We start from the raw sequence: 16,595 nt of genomic DNA, 5'->3' as shown, positions 1-16,595 counted from the left end.
GCGCGATCAGGTGTTGTCCGCGTTGCGGCGCGGGAAGCCGCCACCCTGCGGGAACAACGGGAACACGACGTCGTCGAGCTTCTCCGCGCCGCCTGCGGTCTTGTTGACCGTCGCGCCCCACACGTTGCCGTCCGGTGCCAGCGCCAGCGCCCACGCGTGCCCGTGCTGGTCCTGGCGCACCACCTCCGGGTCGCCGGTGACCGCGCCGGTATCCGGGGCCAGCCGCACGGCGACGGTCTGCTTGGTGTTGACCAGGTTCACCAGCACCGTGCCGTCCAGCGCCGCGCACCCCGCGACGCCCGGTCGGTCCGGCCACGTCCACACCGTCGAGGTCTTCGAATCCTTGGTGATGCGCTGCAGCCGATCGGCGGTCGGGGTGCGGTCGGTGATGTAGAGCGAGCCGTCCGAGTGGTCGATGCACATGCCGCCGGCCGAGCCCATGCCCGACAGCGCGGTCGTCGTCGGCGCCTGGTTGACGGTCGTGGGCTGCTCGATGCGCAGCACCTTGCCCGCCATCGAGGCCGGGTTGGCCGCGTCGGCCGGGTTTCCGGCGTCCCCGGTCTGCACGAGCAGCGTCGTGGGACTGGTGAAGATCAGCGAGCCCGTGTTGCCGACGGCGCCCTTGGGGATGCCGGTGAGGATCGGTTTGGGGATGTCGCCGTCGGCGATGCGGATCACCCGGTTGTCGGTCGGCGTGCTGACGTAGGCATACATCAACCGGTCCTGGGCGTAGGTCGGCGACAATGCGATGTCCATCAGCCCGCCGTCGCCGGACCCGTCCACCGGAAGGGTGGCCTTGACCTTCGGTTCGGCCCGGACCGACACCTCCTTGACGGCCCCGGTCGTGCGTTCGGCCACCAGCGCCGACTGGCTGTCGGGCAGCATGATCAACCCGCTCGTGCTCTCCAAGCAGCCCTGCATCACGCCGGGGGCCGGGCAGGCCTTCGGGAACGGTTTCGGCGGCAGCGGCGGCGGAGGCGTCGGCGTCGTCGTCGGCCCCGGCGCCAGCTCCGGCTCGGTGGTGAAGGGCTGCGACTGCGCGTCGTCGAACCGGGCGCAGCCGGACCCGACCAGCAACGCCGCGCACACGACGGCGACCACACCTCGCATCGGCGCGCGCAGTTTCATGCGAGCCAGGTTACGGATCGTTCGGCGATCTGCGCCACGCGCACCTGCCGATGCGCTGGGCCAACCCGGCGAATAAGCGCCGAAAGCACCGCGCCAATCCCCGGTTCGCGGGTGACTTGCACTTACTCTGGCACCGTGACCAGTCAACCCCATGACCCACGCGCCTGGCAGCGGCCCGACGACGCGGCTGGGCGGCCGGCGTCGGCAAGCCTGGTCGACCCCGAGGACGACCTGCCGTCGGCCAACTACGCAGGGGATTTCGAAACCACGGCGATCCCGCCCTACGACTCGGGCGGTTCGGCGTCGGTGACACCCGGGTTCGCGCTGCTCAACGACCCCGAACCGCTGCCGTACGTGCAGCCGGGCGGACGGCACGCGACCCCGTATTCACCCGAACCCGCGGCGATCGAACCCGACGTGGCCGGGCCAGGGGACCGCAGGGGCACCCAGGATCTCGGCCTCTTGCTGTTGCGGGTCGCGGTGGGCGTGCTGTTCATCACGCACGGGCTGCAGAAGGCGTTCGGGCTCTGGGGTGGTCCCGGCCTGGACGGCTGGAAGACCGAGCTGGCCACGCTGGGCTTTCAGTACCCCGACATCCTGACCTATGTGACGACGTTCGGTCAGATCGCCGTCGGTGTGCTGCTGGTGCTCGGTTTGTTCACCCCGGTGGCCGCGGCCGGCGCGCTGGCCTACCTGGTGACCGGGGTGCTGGCCGAGGCGATGGTCGCCCATGAGGAGGCCCGGCTGGCGGCGTTCCTCACCGACGGGCACGAGTATCAGGTGTTTCTGGGGGTCGCCGTCGCGGTCATCATCCTGGTCGGACCCGGCCGGTATGGGCTGGACGCCGCGCGGGGCTGGGCGCGACGGCCGTTCATCGGGTCGATCGCCGCGCTGGTGCTCGGGGTGGGCGCAGGGATCGCGATCTGGGTGCTGCTCAACGGCGGCAACCCGCTGGCATAGGCCCCTTACTCATACGGGTTGGGTACCCGTCCGCCGCTTGCCGCGGTCAGCCGGGGCAGCGTCGCGAACGTCACCGCGGGCAGCCGCACCTTCCTGCCGTCCTTGAGGTCGGCGTAGGCCGACGTGCCCTTGCCGAACTGCAGGCCCGCGATGTCGTCCCACCGGATGGTCTGGCTGTCCAGGAATGTCCGCGCGGTCACCGTCTCGCGGTCGGCCACCGTCCGGTAGCGACCGATGTATGCCGACAGCAGCACCGGGATGACGAACAGCACCGGCGTCCAGCTGGGTCCGGCCATCACGATCGCCAGCAGGCCCAGCGTCAGGAATCCGACCGCCAAATGGGCCATCGGGGAGATCCGGATGACGACGGGGTTCGACGCGGCGGGGGAGCTCACCAGGCCATCTTCGCACCATCGGGAATCCGACCGGCAATGTGAGGAGGCCGGCTGCACCCGAATTTGACCTGTGACCAGTGCAGAGGCTACCGTCGACGGTTATGCAGGCCCCGGGATTGCTCGTAGTAATTGGGAAGCGCGTCGATGCCGCGCTTGCCCTCTGCCGGGCATAGCCACCAGCATCGACGCGCGACCCTCGTACAGCAGCCCAGCTGGCGGGGGTTTTTTCTTGCCCGATCACCGATTTGAGACCCTAGATACGGATCCGCACAGGATTTAGGAGAAAGACAGACACCGTGAGCGCAACCACCACGCGGGCACCGGAGAAGTCGGCGACCACGCCCAACGGCGGAGCCGCCGCGTCCGCCGCTGCGAAACCAGCCGCCGAGACTGCCGCTGCCTCGGTCGAACGCATTGAGCCACAACAGCTCACCGGAGCGCAGGCCGTAATCCGGGCCCTGGAGGTGCTCGACGTCGATGTCGTCTTCGGCATTCCCGGCGGCGCCGTCTTGCCGGTCTATGACCCGCTTTTCGATTCGAAGAAGCTGCGCCACGTGTTGGTCCGCCACGAGCAGGGCGCAGGCCACGCCGCCAGCGGCTACGCGCACGCCACCGGCAAGGTCGGGGTGTGCATGGCGACCTCGGGTCCCGGTGCGACCAACCTGGTCACCCCGCTGGCCGACGCGCACATGGACTCCATTCCGGTCGTGGCGATCACGGGTCAGGTCGGGCGCGGCCTGATCGGCACCGACGCGTTTCAGGAAGCCGACATCTCCGGCATCACGATGCCGATCACCAAGCACAACTTCCTGGTCCGCAACGGCGACGACATCCCTCGGGTGATCGCCGAGGCGTTCCACATCGCCTCGTCGGGCCGCCCTGGGCCGGTGCTCGTCGACATCCCCAAGGATGTGCTGCAGGGCCAGTGCACGTTCAGCTGGCCGCCGCAGCTGGACCTGCCCGGTTACAAGCCCAACACCAAGCCGCACAGCCGCCAGGTGCGGGAGGCGGCCAAGCTGATCGCCGCCGCGCGCAAGCCGGTGCTTTATGTCGGCGGCGGCGTGATCCGCGGCGACGCCAGCGAGGAGCTACGCCGGCTGGCCGAGTTGACCGGCATCCCGGTGGTCACCACGCTGATGGCGCGCGGGGCGTTCCCCGACAGCCATCCGCAGAACATGGGCATGCCCGGTATGCACGGCACGGTGTCCGCGGTGGCCGCCCTTCAGCGCAGCGATCTGCTGATCGCGTTGGGCACCCGCTTCGACGACCGGGTGACGGGCAAGCTGGATTCGTTTGCGCCCGAGGCCAAGGTCATTCACGCCGACATCGACCCCGCCGAGATCGGCAAGAACCGCTTCGCCGACGTGCCGATCGTCGGTGACGTCAAGAACGTGATCGTCGATCTGATCGAGGCGCTGCGCCGCGACGGTGCGCTCGAGAACATCGAGATCGACAACTGGATGCAGTATCTGCGCGGCGTGCAAGCGACCTACCCGCTGAGCTACGGCCCGCAGAGCGACGGCAGCCTGTCGCCGGAGTACGTGATCGAAACGCTGGGCAAGATGGCGGGTTCCGACGCGGTGTACGTGGCAGGCGTTGGGCAGCACCAGATGTGGGCCGCGCAGTTCATTTCCTACGAAAAGCCCAAGACCTGGTTGAACTCCGGCGGCCTCGGCACCATGGGTTTCGCGGTGCCCGCCGCGATGGGCGCCAAGTTCGGCAGGCCCGAGGCCGAGGTGTGGGCCATCGACGGCGACGGCTGCTTCCAGATGACCAACCAGGAGTTGGCCACCTGCGCGGTCGAGGGGGCGCCGATCAAGGTGGCGGTGATCAACAACGGCAACCTCGGCATGGTCCGGCAGTGGCAGACGCTGTTCTACGAAGAGCGGTACAGCCAAACGGATCTGGCGACCCACTCGCGCCGCATCCCGGATTTCGTGAAGCTGGCCGAGGCGCTCGGTTGCGTCGGATTACGTTGTGAGCGCGCCGAAGACGTCGAGGCCGTCATCAAGCAGGCGCGGGAGATCAACGACCGCCCGGTGGTGATCGACTTCATCGTCGGCGCCGACGCCCAGGTGTGGCCGATGGTCGCCGCGGGCACCAGCAACGACGAGATCCAGGCCGCCCGGGGCATCCGCCCGCTGTTCGACGACCCGGAAGAGGGGCACGCCTGATGGGCGCCAAGACGCACACACTGTCGGTGCTCGTCGAGGACAAACCCGGTGTGCTGGCCAGGGTGGCGTCGCTGTTCTCCCGGCGCGGGTTCAACATTCAGTCGTTGGCGGTCGGTGCCACCGAGCACAAGGACATGTCCCGGATGACGATCGTGGTCAGCGTCGAAGAGGCGCCGCTCGAGCAGATCACCAAACAGCTCAACAAGCTCGTCAACGTGATCAAGATCGTCGAGCAGGACGAGGACAACTCCGTCGCGCGTGAGCTGGCGCTGATCAAGGTGCGCGCCGACGCGACCACCCGCGGTCAGGTCATCGAGGCGGTGAACCTGTTTCGCGCCAAGGTCGTCGATGTGTCGAACGAATCCCTGACCATCGAGGCCACCGGCACCCAGGACAAACTGGATGCGCTGTTGCGCGTGCTGGAGCCCTACGGGATCCGGGAGCTCGTGCAGTCCGGAATTGTGTCGCTGTCGCGTGGACCGCGTGGCATCGGCACCGTGAAATAGGCACCGTGCAGAAGCCGAAAACCGAAGACAGGAAGAAGATTAACTGTGGCAGTTGAGATGTTCTATGACGACGACGCCGATCTTTCGATCATCCAGGGACGCAAGGTCGGCGTCATCGGCTACGGCAGCCAGGGCCATGCGCACTCGCTGAGCCTGCGCGACTCCGGGGTGCAGGTGAAGGTGGGTCTCAAGGATGGCTCGAAATCCCGCGAGAAGGTCACCGAGCAGGGGCTGGAGGTGGACACGCCCGCCGAGGTGGCCAAGTGGGCCGACGTCATCATGCTGCTGGCACCCGACACCGCCCAGGCCGACATCTTCTCCAGCGACATCGAGCCGAACCTGCAGGACGGCAACGCGCTGTTCTTCGGCCACGGCCTCAACATCCACTTCGGCCTGATCAAGCCGCCTGCCAACGTCACCGTCGGCATGGTCGCCCCGAAGGGGCCCGGCCACCTGGTGCGGCGCCAGTTCGTCGACGGCAAGGGCGTGCCGTGCCTGGTCGCCGTCGAGCAGGACCCCAAGGGGGAGGGCCAGGCGCTGGTGCTCTCGTATGCCAAGGGCATCGGCGGCACCCGTGCCGGCGTCATCAAGACCACCTTCAAGGACGAGACCGAGACCGACCTGTTCGGTGAGCAGGCCGTGTTGTGCGGCGGCACAGAGGAACTCGTCAAGACTGGTTTCGATGTGATGGTCGAGGCCGGCTACGCGCCCGAGCTGGCGTACTTCGAGGTGCTGCACGAGCTGAAACTCATCGTCGACCTGATGTATGAGGGCGGCATCGCGCGGATGAACTACTCGGTCTCCGACACCGCCGAGTTCGGCGGCTATCTGTCCGGGCCGCGGGTGATCGACGCCGACACCAAGAGCCGCATGAAGCAGATCCTGTCCGAGATCCAGGACGGCACCTTCGTCAAGAAGCTGGTCGCCAACGTCGAAGGCGGCAACAAGGAACTCGAGCGACTCCGCAAGCAGAACGCCGAGCATCCCATCGAGGTCGTCGGCAAGAAGCTGCGCGATTTGATGAGCTGGGTGGACCGCCCGCTGACCGACACGGCCTGATTACCTGCGATTTCGGCGCGCTCATGGCCGCTGACGGGGCGTTTGCGCGCCGAAATCGCTGGGTTACGGTGCCAGCGACGGCAGGGTCTTGATGCCGAACTCGCGCCGCAGCGCGGTGCGCGCCGCGTAAAAGCCCGACATGCCGTGCACTCCGCCGCCGGGCGGGGTGGCCGAGGAACACAGATACGCCTTGGGAATCGGTGTGCTCCAGGGGTTCAGCCGCGGAGTCGGGCCGGCCAGCGCGTGCATCAGCGTGTTGCCGCCGACGCCGATGTCGCCGCCGATGAGGTTCGCGTTGTGGTCTGCCAACCGTGCGGCGGGAATCGACCGCGCGGCCACGACGATGTCGCGGAACCCCGGCGCGAACCGCTCGAAGATGCCGGTCACCGTTTCGGTCTGATCGACGTCTGATCCCGACGGCACATGCGCGTACGTCCACAGCGGGCGGCGGCCCTGCGCGTCGATGCGCGACGGATCGGCCAGATGCGGCAGCGCCGCGAGCACCATCGGCCACGGCGCGTGGCGGCCCGCGGCGACCTCGCGTTCGGCGTGTGCGGCCTGCTCACGGGTCCCACCCATATGTAGGGTGGGCGCTCCGGCCAGCCGCGAATCGGTCCACGGAATCTCTTCGGAGACAACGAAATCCACCTTGGCTACGCCTGGCCCGAACCGATAGCGCTGCAGCGCTTTCCGGTACAGCGCAGGCAGCTCGTCGCGGTAGATGTCCAACAGCGCGGTCGGGGCGGTGTCGTAGAACACCACCCCCTCGGGTGGTTCGGTGATGTGTTCGCCCGCGACGATCGACCCGCCGTGGGCACGCAGGTCGGCCATCAACGCATCGGCGATGGCCTGGCTGCCACCGACGGGGATCGGCCAGCCCACGGTGTGGGCCAGCGTCGCCAGCATCAACCCGCCGCCCGCCGACACCAGCGACGGCATCTGGGAAATCACATGGGCGGCAACACCGGTGAACAGGGCGCGGGCGTCCTCCCCGGACAGCGCGCGCCACGCCGGGGTGCCCTGCTCGAGCAGGCGCAGGCCCACCTGCACCGCGGCGATCGGATCGCGAGGGATCGACCGCTTGTCGCCGAGCAGCAGCTGCAGCACGGCGTCGTCGCGCTCGACCAGCGGGCCCAGCAGCCGCCGCCACGACTGTCCGTGCTCGAGTTCGGCGCAGGTGCGGTCGAGGTCGTGGTAGCCGACCGCCGCGGGCCTGCCCGGCAGCGGGTTGGCATAGGAGATCTCGGGCACCTGCAACGTCACGCCCCGGGCCGGCAGGTCGAACTGCGCCAGGAAGGGCGAGGCCAGCGCCAGCGGATGCACGGCCGAGCAGATGTCGTGGGCGACGTCGGGGAATTCCGGGTCGGGCAGCGTGCGGGCACCGCCACCGAGGGTGGGTTGCGCCTCGAAAACCTGCACCGAAAGCCCGGCTCTGGCGCAGATGACGGCGGCGGCCAGCCCGTTGGGTCCGCTGCCGACAACGCTGACATCCACGATGCTGATTCTCCCGCCCGCCACCCCGTCTTCGAAGCCCATTAGTCTGACCGGGTGAGTCTGCCCGTTGTATTGATCGCCGACAAGTTGGCTGAATCCACCGTCGCCGCCCTGGGTGACCAGGTAGAAGTCCGCTGGGTTGACGGCCCGGACCGAGAGAAGCTGCTGGCCGCGGTGCCGGAGGCCGACGCGCTGCTGGTGCGTTCGGCGACCACCGTCGACGCCGAGGTGCTGGCCGCAGCCCCCAAACTCAAGATCGTCGCGCGTGCCGGCGTCGGCCTCGACAACGTCGACGTCGACGCCGCCACCGAGCGCGGTGTGCTGGTCGTCAATGCGCCGACCTCCAACATCCACAGCGCCGCCGAGCATGCGCTGGCGCTGATGCTGGCCGCGGCCCGTCAGATCCCGGCCGCCGACGCATCACTGCGTGCGCGCACGTGGAAGCGCTCATCGTTCTCCGGCGTCGAGATCTACGGCAAGACCGTCGGCGTCGTCGGGCTCGGCCGCATCGGCCAGCTGGTGGCCCAGCGGCTTGCCGCCTTCGGCGCCCACGTGATCGCCTACGACCCGTACGTGTCGGCGGCGCGTGCCGCCCAGCTCGGCATCGAACTCCTCACGCTCGACGAGCTGCTCGGCCGCGCGGACTTCATCTCCGTGCACCTGCCGAAGACCCCGGAGACCGCGGGCCTGATCGGCAAGGAGGCACTGGCCAAGACGAAACCGGGGGTGGTCATCGTCAACGCCGCGCGCGGCGGGTTGGTGGACGAGGACGCGCTGGCCGAGGCGGTGCGCTCCGGACACGTGCGTGCCGCGGGCATCGACGTGTTCGCCAAGGAGCCCACGACCGACAGCCCGCTGTTCGATCTGCCCGAGGTCGTCGTCACCCCACACCTGGGTGCGTCCACCGTCGAAGCGCAGGACCGCGCGGGCACCGACGTCGCCGCCAGCGTGAAGCTCGCGCTGGCCGGGGAGTTCGTGCCCGACGCCGTCAACGTCGGCGGCGGGGTCGTTGGTGAGGAGGTCGCGCCGTGGCTGGATCTGGTGCGCAAGCTGGGTCTGCTCGTCGGGGTGCTGAGCGACGAGCTGCCTGCGTCGCTGTCGGTGCAGGTGCGTGGTGAGCTGGCCTCCGAAGATGTTGAGGTGCTGCGGCTTTCGGCCCTGCGAGGCTTGTTCTCCGCCGTCATCGAGGACCCGGTGACGTTCGTCAACGCCCCGGCGATCGCCGCCGAACGCGGGGTGCAGGCCGACATCAGCACCGCCAGCGAGAGCCCCAGTCACCGCAGCGTCGTCGACGTGCGGGCGGTGTACTCCGACGGGACGACCGCCAACGTCGCGGGCACGCTGACGGAGCCGGAACTGGTGGAGAAGATCGTCCAGATCAACGGCCGCAACTTCGATCTGCGCGCCGAGGGCGTGTACCTGATCGTCAACTACATCGATCAGCCCGGCACGCTCGGCAAGATCGGCACCCTGCTCGGCTCCGCCGACATCAACATCCACGCCGCTCAACTCAGCGAGGACAGCGAAGGTCCCGGCGCGACGATCCTGCTGCGCATCGACCGCGACGTGCCCGCCGAGGTCCGCACCGAGATCTGCGAGGCAGTCGGCGCGATGCTGCTGGAAGTGGTGGACCTGTCATGAAACTCGCGATCGTTGCCGGCGACGGGATCGGCCCCGAGGTGGTCGGCGAGGCCGTCAAAGTGCTCGACGCGGTGCTGCCAGGCGTGCAGAAGACGACCTACGACCTCGGTGCGCGGCGTTATCACGCCAGCGGTGAGGTGCTGCCGGACTCGGTGCTCGACGAACTACGCGGCCACGACGCGATTCTGCTCGGCGCCATCGGCGACCCGTCTGTACCCAGCGGTCTGCTCGAACGCGGTCTGCTGCTGCGGATCCGCTTCGAGCTGGACCACCACATCAACCTGCGTCCGGCCCGGTTGTATCCGGGGGTGAACAGCCCGCTGGCCGGTAACCCCGACATCGACTTCGTGGTCGTGCGCGAGGGCACCGAAGGCCCATACACCGGCACCGGTGGCGCGATCCGCGTCGGCACGCCCAACGAAGTCGCCACCGAGGTCAGCGTCAACACCGCGTTCGGCGTGCGCCGGGTGGTCAAGGACGCATTCGACCGAGCCCAGCAGCGTCGCAAGCATCTGACGTTGGTGCACAAGAACAATGTGTTGACGTATGCGGGAACGCTGTGGTGGCGCACCGTGCAGGAGGTCGCCGCGGACTACCCGGACGTCGAAATCGGCTATCAGCACGTCGACGCCGCCACCATTCATATGGTCACCGACCCCGGCCGGTTCGACGTGATCGTCACCGACAACCTCTTCGGCGACATCGTCACCGACCTCGCCGCCGCGGTGTGCGGCGGAATCGGGTTGGCGGCCAGCGGCAACATCGACGCGACCCGGACGAACCCGTCGATGTTCGAGCCCGTGCACGGCAGCGCGCCCGACATCGCCGGGCAGGGTATCGCCGACCCGACCGCGGCGATCATGTCGGTCGCGCTGCTGCTGTCCCATGTCGGTGAGCACGAGGCGGCGGCCCGCGTCGACAAGGCCGTCGAACATCACCTGGCCACCCGCGGCGACGACAAGCTGTCCACCGCGCAGATCGGTGACCGGATCGCGGCGTCGCTGTAGTTTCTTCGCGAGAGCTCCACCAGGGCCGGGCCCGCGGTCGAAATCACAAGCCTGGGGTTCGTTTCGCGAAAGTGTTGTCCGCCGGCACGACGGGCACTGCGACCAACGGGAGCAGCGCGCAGACCGCGAACGCCGCGGCGTAACCGACCATTCCGATCAACCCGCCGAACAACGGGGCCGCGACCGCGCTGGCCAGATGCTGGCTGGTGTTCTGGGCGCCCAGTGCGCGCCCGCTCCAGAACGGGCCCGCGATCTCGGCGATCGCGGTGAACGCCAACCCGTTGTCGGACACCGTGATCACCGCCGCGATCACCATCAACGCCACGCTGGTCGGGGAATCGAGCCAGTCCGTCAACGCGAACAGCCCCATCGTGACGGCCGCCGCCAATGCGATCGTGCGGATCGGACGCAGCCGTGAGCCCAGCAGATCCGACCACCGGCCCGCGGCGACGCGCCCGCCTGCGCCGAGCACCTGCGCCACCGTGACCATCGCGCCCGCCGACTCCGCCGACCACCCGCGTTCGGTCATCAACCACACCAGCGTGAACGTCCACAGCACCGCTTGGGGCACGACCAGTAGCACGGACACCGCGTGGATGCGCCAGAGCAGACCCGATTCGCGATACGGGTTGGCCAGTACCTCTTGAGTTGCCTCCGCGCGCGGCGGCCGGGGCGGGTCGACGACAGCCACCGCGCACACCACGGCCGAAACTCCGCACACCAGCGCGGGGAACAACAGCGCGGCAGACACCCCGTAGCTTTCGGCGATGCGGGGAATCACCAACGCGCCCAACGCGACTCCCAGCGGTGTCGCGGCCTGCCGGATTCCCATCACCAGGCCGCGCTGGTTGGGGGGAAACCAGCCGACCACCAGCCGCCCGCTGGCCGAATTGCTGCTCGCCGCGGCCATCCCGCCCAGAAACAGAAACACGCCGACCGCCCACAGTGGCTCCACCGAAGCGGCACCGACCGCCGCGGCCGCGATCAACGCCGAACCCACTGCGAGCACGAAACGTTCGCCAATCCGGTCGACGACGTAGCCCCATGCGATCAGCGTGACGACCAAGCCGAAGCCGGCCATCGAAGACAGCAGCCCGGCCGATGCGAGGTTCAGGCCACGTTCGGACTGCAGCGCCGGAATCAGAAACGCCACACCGTTGATGAACACATTGGCACTCGTGGTCGCCGCCAGCGCGATCGCCAACATCGACCAGCGCATTGCGGTGCTGGTCGATTCGGCGGTCACCAGGTCATGGTCGCACGGCGGTCTCACATCGCTGAATTCGTATTTCACAGTGTGGAATCTCGACGCCGCGGGAGCGGCCGCATCCGCACTGACCGCGGCCATTAGGCTGGAGCCCATGCGCCTTGGCCGTATCGCGAGCCCCGACGGGGTGGCCTTCGTCACCATCGAGGGCCCGACCGACGACCCCACCCAGGCCGTCGCCCGCGAGGTCGCCGAACACCCGTTCGGCACGCCGGACTTCACCGGCAGACAGTGGCCGCTGGCCGACGTGCGCCTGCTGGCACCGATCCTGGCCACCAAGGTGGTGTGCGTGGGCAAGAACTACGCCGCGCATGTCGAGGAGATGGGGGGCAACAGCGGCACGTTCGACGATCCGGTGATCTTCATGAAACCCAACACCGCGATCATCGGGCCCAACGTGCCGATCCAGCTGCCCGCCGACGCCAACCCGGTGCACTTCGAAGGTGAGCTGGCGGTGGTGATCGGGCGGCCCTGCAAGGACGTGCCCGCGGCGCGCGCCGCCGACAACATCCTCGGCTACACGATCGCCAACGACGTGTCGGCTCGGGACCAGCAGAAGAAAGACGGTCAGTGGACCCGCGCCAAAGGACACGACACCTTCTGCCCGGTCGGGCCGTGGATCGTCACCGACCTCGACCCCTCCGACCTCGCGGTCCGCACCGAAGTCAACGGCGAGGTCAAACAAGACAGCCGCACGTCGCTGATGATTCATGGCGTCGGGGAGATCGTCGAGTGGATCTCACACGTGATGACGCTGCTGCCCGGTGACCTGCTGCTGACCGGTACACCCGCGGGCGTCGGCCCCATCGAGGACGGCGACACCGTCAGCATCACCATCGAAGGACTTGGCACGCTGACCAACCCTGTTGTCCGCAAAGGAAAGTGATGACGGTACGAGTACGGTTCTGCCCGTCGCCGACCGGTACCCCGCACGTCGGGTTGATCCGCACCGCGCTGTTCAACTGGGCGTACGCCCGTCACACGGGGGGCACGTTCGTGTTCCGGTTGGAGGACACCGATGCCCAACGCGACAGCGAGGAAAGCTATCTGGCGCTGCTGGATGCGCTGAAATGGCTGGGGCTGGACTACGACGAGGGACCCGACATCGGCGGACCTTACGGCCCCTACCGGCAGTCCGAGCGTGGCGACATCTATCGCGACGTGCTGAACCGCCTGCTGGAATCGGGGGAGGTGTACGAAGCCTTCTCCACCGCTGAGGAAGTCGAGGCACGCCATGTGGCGGCCGGGCGAAACCCCAAGCTGGGCTATGACAACTTCGACCGTGACCTCACCGAGGCGCAGCGGGCGGCGTTTCTCGCCGAGGGTCGCAGGCCGGTGCTGCGGCTGCGAATGCCCGACGAGGACATCACCTGGCACGACATGGTGCGCGGTGAGACCACTTTCGCGGCCGGCAGCGTGCCCGACTTCGCGTTGACCCGCGCCAGCGGAGATCCGCTGTACACGTTGGTCAATCCGGTCGACGACGCGCTGATGAAGATCACCCATGTGCTGCGCGGTGACGACCTGCTGCCGTCCACGCCGCGCCAGATCGCCCTCTACCGCGCCTTGATCCGAATCGGGGTGGCCGAAGGTATCCCCGAGTTCGCGCACCTGCCAACCGTTCTGGGGGATGGCAACAAGAAGTTGTCGAAGCGCGATCCACAGTCCAACCTCTTTGTTCATCGTGAACGCGGTTTCATCCCGGAGGGGCTGCTGAACTACCTGGCGTTGCTGGGCTGGGGGATCGCCGACGACCGCGACCTCTTCACGCTCGACGAGATGGTGGCCGCCTTCGACGTCGTCGACGTCAACGCCAACCCCGCCCGCTTCGACCAGAAGAAGGCCGACGCGATCAACGCCGAACACATTCGGATGCTCAGCGCCGAGGACTTCACCGCGCGGCTGTCGGCCTACTTCGCCGACCACGGGTACGACACCGGGCTCGACGGGAAGCGGTTCGCCGAGGCCGCGGATCTGGTGCAGACCCGCATCGTGGTTCTCGGTGATGCCTGGGATCTGCTGAAGTTCCTCAACGACGACGAGTACAGGCTCGACGAGAAGGCCGCGGCCAAAGAGCTCAAACCGGAGGCCGTGCCGGTGCTGGACGCCGCGCTGGCCGCTCTCGAAGGGCTCGACGAGTGGAACACCGCAGCGATCGAAGCGGCCCTCAAGGCTTCGCTGTTGGAGAACCTGGGGCTCAAACCCCGCAAAGCGTTCGGCCCGGTCCGGGTCGCCGCCACCGGCGCCACGGTCAGCCCGCCCCTGTTCGAGTCGCTGGACCTGCTGGGGCGTGAGCGCACCCTGCGCCGGCTACGCCTGGGGCGCGAGCACGCCGTGGCGGCGACGGAGGCCTGAGAAGGTGGTCGCGAATCTTTGGTAGTCTGCACGTCGGTCCGACACGAGCGACGCCGCACCGCGGCGCTCCGCGTGGAGGACCGGAATAATAGCCTGTGACCAGCGGTTATAGGTAGCCAGTGGGGTATGGTGTAATTGGCAACACAGCTGATTCTGGTTCAGCCATTCTAGGTTCGAGTCCTGGTACCCCAGCCAAGCCAGCGTGATTAGGCCGACATCGGCGGCTGAGCTATGCTGGCGGTCCGGATGCTCTTCTGGCCCCCGTCGTCTAGCGGCCTAGGACGCCGCCCTCTCACGGCGGTAGCGTGGGTTCGAATCCCATCGGGGGTACAAAACCAGCCGACGAGCAGACGCAAACACCCCCAAATTCGTGTGGAAATGGGGGTTTTTGCGTCTGCTCGCGCCTGGGTGGCCCCGCAGTCACAGCCGTCGGGTGAGCGCCTCCGCCGCGGCCAACAGATCAGCGGCCCACCGTACGCCCGGCCGTCGGCCCATCCGGTCGATCGGCCCCGACACCGACACCGCCGCGGTCACCGTGCCGCGGCCGTCGCGCACCGGCGCTGAGACGCTGGCCACCCCGGGTTCGCGTTCGGCGACGCTCTGCGCCCAACCGCGTTTGCGCACCTCGGCGAGCGCACGATCGGTGAACTTGGCGGTGGGCAGGACGGCCTGCTGCGTCGCCGCATCCGCGTACGCCAACAGCACCTTGGCCCCCGAACCGGCGGTCATCGGCAGGCGCGTGCCCACCGGCACCGTATCGCGAAGCCCGGCAGGCGGTTCCAATGCGGCCACACAGATTCGTGTGATGCCCTCTCGGCGATAAAGCTGCACGCTCTCGCCGGTGATCTCCCGCAGGCGCGGCAGCACCACCGCGCCCGCCGTCAACAGCGGATCGTTGACCTGCCCGGCCAGTTCGGTCAGCGCCGGACCCAGCCGCCACCGACCGTCGCCGTTGCGGGCGAGCAGCCGATGTGTCTCCAGCCCCGCGGCCAGCCGGTGCGCGGTCGCGCGGGGAAGTCCTGTGCGCTCGCACAGTTCGGCCAGCCCGCAAGGTGACTCGGCCACCGCATGCAGGACGCCCACGGCTTTGTCGAGCACCCCGATGCCGCTATCCTGTCTCATAAGGAGATACTAGCGTCCCAGATTGTGAGATAGTCAAGATGTCTACCAGCACCAAGCCGCGCACTCTGGCGGAGAAAGTGTGGGCCGACCACGTCGTCGCCGAGGGCACGGGCGAGGGTGCGGCGCGCGAGCCCGATTTGATCTACATCGACCTTCACCTGGTGCACGAAGTGACCAGTCCCCAGGCATTCGACGGGCTGCGGCTCAACGGGCGCACCGTGCGCCGGCCCGATCTGACGATCGCGACCGAGGACCACAACGTGCCGACGATCGACATCGACAAGCCGATCGCCGATCCGATCTCCCGCACCCAAGTCGAGACCCTGCGCCGCAACTGTGCAGAGTTCGGCATCCGGTTGCATCCGATGGGCGACGCCGAACAAGGCATCGTGCACATCATCGGGCCGCAGCTGGGGTTGACCCAGCCCGGCATGACGGTGGTGTGCGGCGACAGTCACACCTCGACGCACGGCGCGTTCGGCGCGTTGGCGATGGGCATCGGCACCTCGGAAGTCGAGCATGTGCTCGCGACGCAGACCCTGCCGCTGCGCCCGTTCAAGACGATGGCGGTCAACGTCGACGGTGAATTGCCGCGCGGGGTCAGCGCGAAGGACATCATCCTGGCGGTGATCGCGAAGATCGGAACCGGCGGAGGTCAGGGTCACGTCATCGAATACCGGGGCAGCGCCATCGAATCGCTGTCGATGGAGGGCCGGATGACCATCTGCAACATGAGCATCGAGGCCGGCGCGCGGGCCGGCATGGTGGCGCCCGACGAGACGACGTTTGAATTCCTGCGGGATCGTCCGCATGCCCCGGGGGGCGCGCAGTGGGACGAGGCGGTCGCGGCGTGGCGCCGACTGCGCACCGATGACGGCGCCGAGTTCGACACCGAGGTCTACATCGATGCCACGACCCTGAGTCCGTTCGTCACCTGGGGTACCAACCCCGGGCAGGGGGTGCCGCTATCGGGTTGTGTGCCAGATCCCGAACTGATGCTCGACGACGGTGAACGCCAGGCGGCCGAAAAGGCATTGGCCTACATGGACCTTCGTCCAGGGATGGCGATGCGGGACATCGCGGTCGACACCGTGTTCGTCGGCTCGTGCACCAACGGCCGAATCGAAGACCTGCGGGTGGTGGCGGACGTGCTGAAAGGTCGCAAGGTCGCCGACGGGGTGCGGATGCTCATCGTGCCCGGTTCGATGAGGGTGCGCGCGCAAGCCGAATCCGAAGGTCTCGGCGAGATCTTCACCGCCGCCGGAGCGGAGTGGCGGCAGGCGGGTTGCTCGATGTGCCTGGGGATGAATCCCGACCAGTTGTCACCAGGCCAACGGTGCGCATCGACGTCCAACCGCAACTTCGAAGGCAGGCAAGGAAAAGGCGGCCGCACTCACCTGGTGTCGCCGGCGGTCGCCGCCGCCACGGCGGTACGCGGCACCTTGTCTTCCCCCGCAGACCTGCCCGACGCCACGACCCGCTAGAGG

14 protein-coding genes and 2 tRNA genes are annotated in these 16,595 nt (G+C 68.0%); 11 read left to right on the top strand and 5 right to left on the bottom strand.

Going from position 1 to position 16,595, the window contains the following annotated elements; translation table 11 throughout:
- Positions 1–6 precede the first annotated feature (6 nt).
- Positions 7–1,128, bottom strand: a complete 1,122-nt coding sequence (locus G6N28_RS02230) for a PQQ-dependent sugar dehydrogenase (protein ID WP_163896836.1) — start codon at positions 1,126–1,128, stop codon at positions 7–9.
- A 135-nt stretch (positions 1,129–1,263) separates the two neighbouring features.
- Between G6N28_RS02230 and G6N28_RS02225 the strand changes: the two genes are divergently transcribed.
- On the top strand, positions 1,264–2,088 hold the full coding sequence (locus G6N28_RS02225; protein WP_163896835.1) for a DoxX family protein: 825 nt from the start codon (positions 1,264–1,266) through the stop codon (positions 2,086–2,088).
- A gap of 5 nt (positions 2,089–2,093) precedes the next feature.
- Here the strand turns inward: G6N28_RS02225 and G6N28_RS02220 are convergent, their stop codons facing one another.
- On the bottom strand, positions 2,094–2,435 hold the full coding sequence (locus G6N28_RS02220; protein ID WP_163905750.1) for a PH domain-containing protein: 342 nt from the start codon (positions 2,433–2,435) through the stop codon (positions 2,094–2,096).
- A gap of 344 nt (positions 2,436–2,779) precedes the next feature.
- On the opposite strand from G6N28_RS02220, the gene G6N28_RS02215 reads away from it, so the two are divergent.
- The 3 genes from G6N28_RS02215 to ilvC are packed head-to-tail and all read left to right on the top strand — an operon-like array spanning position 2,780 to position 6,222.
- Positions 2,780–4,657 carry an acetolactate synthase large subunit gene (locus tag G6N28_RS02215; RefSeq protein WP_163896834.1) on the top strand — a complete coding sequence of 626 codons (1,878 nt, stop codon included), beginning with the start codon at positions 2,780–2,782 and terminating at the stop codon, positions 4,655–4,657.
- A complete protein-coding gene (gene ilvN / locus G6N28_RS02210) occupies positions 4,657–5,163 on the top strand; it encodes an acetolactate synthase small subunit (protein WP_163896833.1) in 507 nt (168 codons plus the stop codon). Before G6N28_RS02215 ends, ilvN begins: the two co-directional genes overlap by 1 nt.
- Before the next feature lie 57 nt (positions 5,164–5,220).
- Positions 5,221–6,222, top strand: coding sequence for a ketol-acid reductoisomerase (ilvC, locus tag G6N28_RS02205; RefSeq protein WP_179962157.1), 1,002 nt, complete (start codon positions 5,221–5,223; stop codon positions 6,220–6,222).
- Between the two features lie 63 nt (positions 6,223–6,285).
- Here the strand turns inward: ilvC and G6N28_RS02200 are convergent, their stop codons facing one another.
- Positions 6,286–7,716, bottom strand: coding sequence for a phytoene desaturase family protein (locus G6N28_RS02200; RefSeq protein WP_179962003.1), 1,431 nt, complete (start codon positions 7,714–7,716; stop codon positions 6,286–6,288).
- Positions 7,717–7,770: 54 nt separating this feature from the next.
- On the opposite strand from G6N28_RS02200, the gene serA reads away from it, so the two are divergent.
- Both serA and G6N28_RS02190 read left to right on the top strand, forming a co-directional pair.
- Positions 7,771–9,357, top strand: a complete 1,587-nt coding sequence (gene serA / locus G6N28_RS02195) for a phosphoglycerate dehydrogenase (RefSeq protein WP_163896830.1) — start codon at positions 7,771–7,773, stop codon at positions 9,355–9,357.
- Positions 9,354–10,364 (top strand): 3-isopropylmalate dehydrogenase, encoded by a 1,011-nt coding sequence (locus G6N28_RS02190; protein WP_163896829.1) that lies wholly within the window; start codon positions 9,354–9,356, stop codon positions 10,362–10,364. Before serA ends, G6N28_RS02190 begins: the two co-directional genes overlap by 4 nt.
- Before the next feature lie 43 nt (positions 10,365–10,407).
- Here the strand turns inward: G6N28_RS02190 and G6N28_RS02185 are convergent, their stop codons facing one another.
- The gene (locus G6N28_RS02185) at positions 10,408–11,583 is read right to left on the bottom strand and encodes an MFS transporter (protein WP_163905748.1); all 1,176 of its coding nucleotides are present in this window, start codon (positions 11,581–11,583) and stop codon (positions 10,408–10,410) included.
- 142 nt (positions 11,584–11,725) lie between these two features.
- On the opposite strand from G6N28_RS02185, the gene G6N28_RS02180 reads away from it, so the two are divergent.
- The 4 genes from G6N28_RS02180 to G6N28_RS02165 all read left to right on the top strand — a co-directional run bounded on the left by G6N28_RS02180 (position 11,726) and on the right by G6N28_RS02165 (position 14,316).
- The gene (locus tag G6N28_RS02180; protein WP_163896828.1) at positions 11,726–12,517 is read left to right on the top strand and encodes a fumarylacetoacetate hydrolase family protein; all 792 of its coding nucleotides are present in this window, start codon (positions 11,726–11,728) and stop codon (positions 12,515–12,517) included.
- Positions 12,517–13,986 carry a glutamate--tRNA ligase gene (gltX, locus tag G6N28_RS02175; protein ID WP_163896827.1) on the top strand — a complete coding sequence of 490 codons (1,470 nt, stop codon included), beginning with the start codon at positions 12,517–12,519 and terminating at the stop codon, positions 13,984–13,986. The genes G6N28_RS02180 and gltX overlap by 1 nt, the downstream gene beginning before the upstream one ends.
- A 120-nt stretch (positions 13,987–14,106) precedes the next feature.
- Positions 14,107–14,181 (top strand) — tRNA-Gln (locus tag G6N28_RS02170).
- Positions 14,182–14,243: 62 nt separating this feature from the next.
- Positions 14,244–14,316 (top strand) — tRNA-Glu (locus G6N28_RS02165).
- A gap of 90 nt (positions 14,317–14,406) precedes the next feature.
- Here G6N28_RS02165 and G6N28_RS02160 read toward each other — a convergent pair.
- On the bottom strand, positions 14,407–15,108 hold the full coding sequence (locus G6N28_RS02160; RefSeq protein ID WP_163896826.1) for an IclR family transcriptional regulator: 702 nt from the start codon (positions 15,106–15,108) through the stop codon (positions 14,407–14,409).
- A gap of 38 nt (positions 15,109–15,146) precedes the next feature.
- Here G6N28_RS02160 and leuC point away from each other — a divergent pair, with 38 nt between their 5' ends.
- Positions 15,147–16,592, top strand: a complete 1,446-nt coding sequence (gene leuC / locus G6N28_RS02155; protein WP_163896825.1) for a 3-isopropylmalate dehydratase large subunit — start codon at positions 15,147–15,149, stop codon at positions 16,590–16,592.
- Positions 16,593–16,595: the final 3 nt, after the last annotated feature.

This window comes from Mycolicibacterium pulveris, from assembly GCF_010725725.1.
Taxonomy (GTDB): domain Bacteria; phylum Actinomycetota; class Actinomycetes; order Mycobacteriales; family Mycobacteriaceae; genus Mycobacterium; species Mycobacterium pulveris.
The sequence above is the reverse complement of the archived record's forward strand: the minus strand, read 5'-3'. Positions and strand labels throughout refer to the sequence as shown.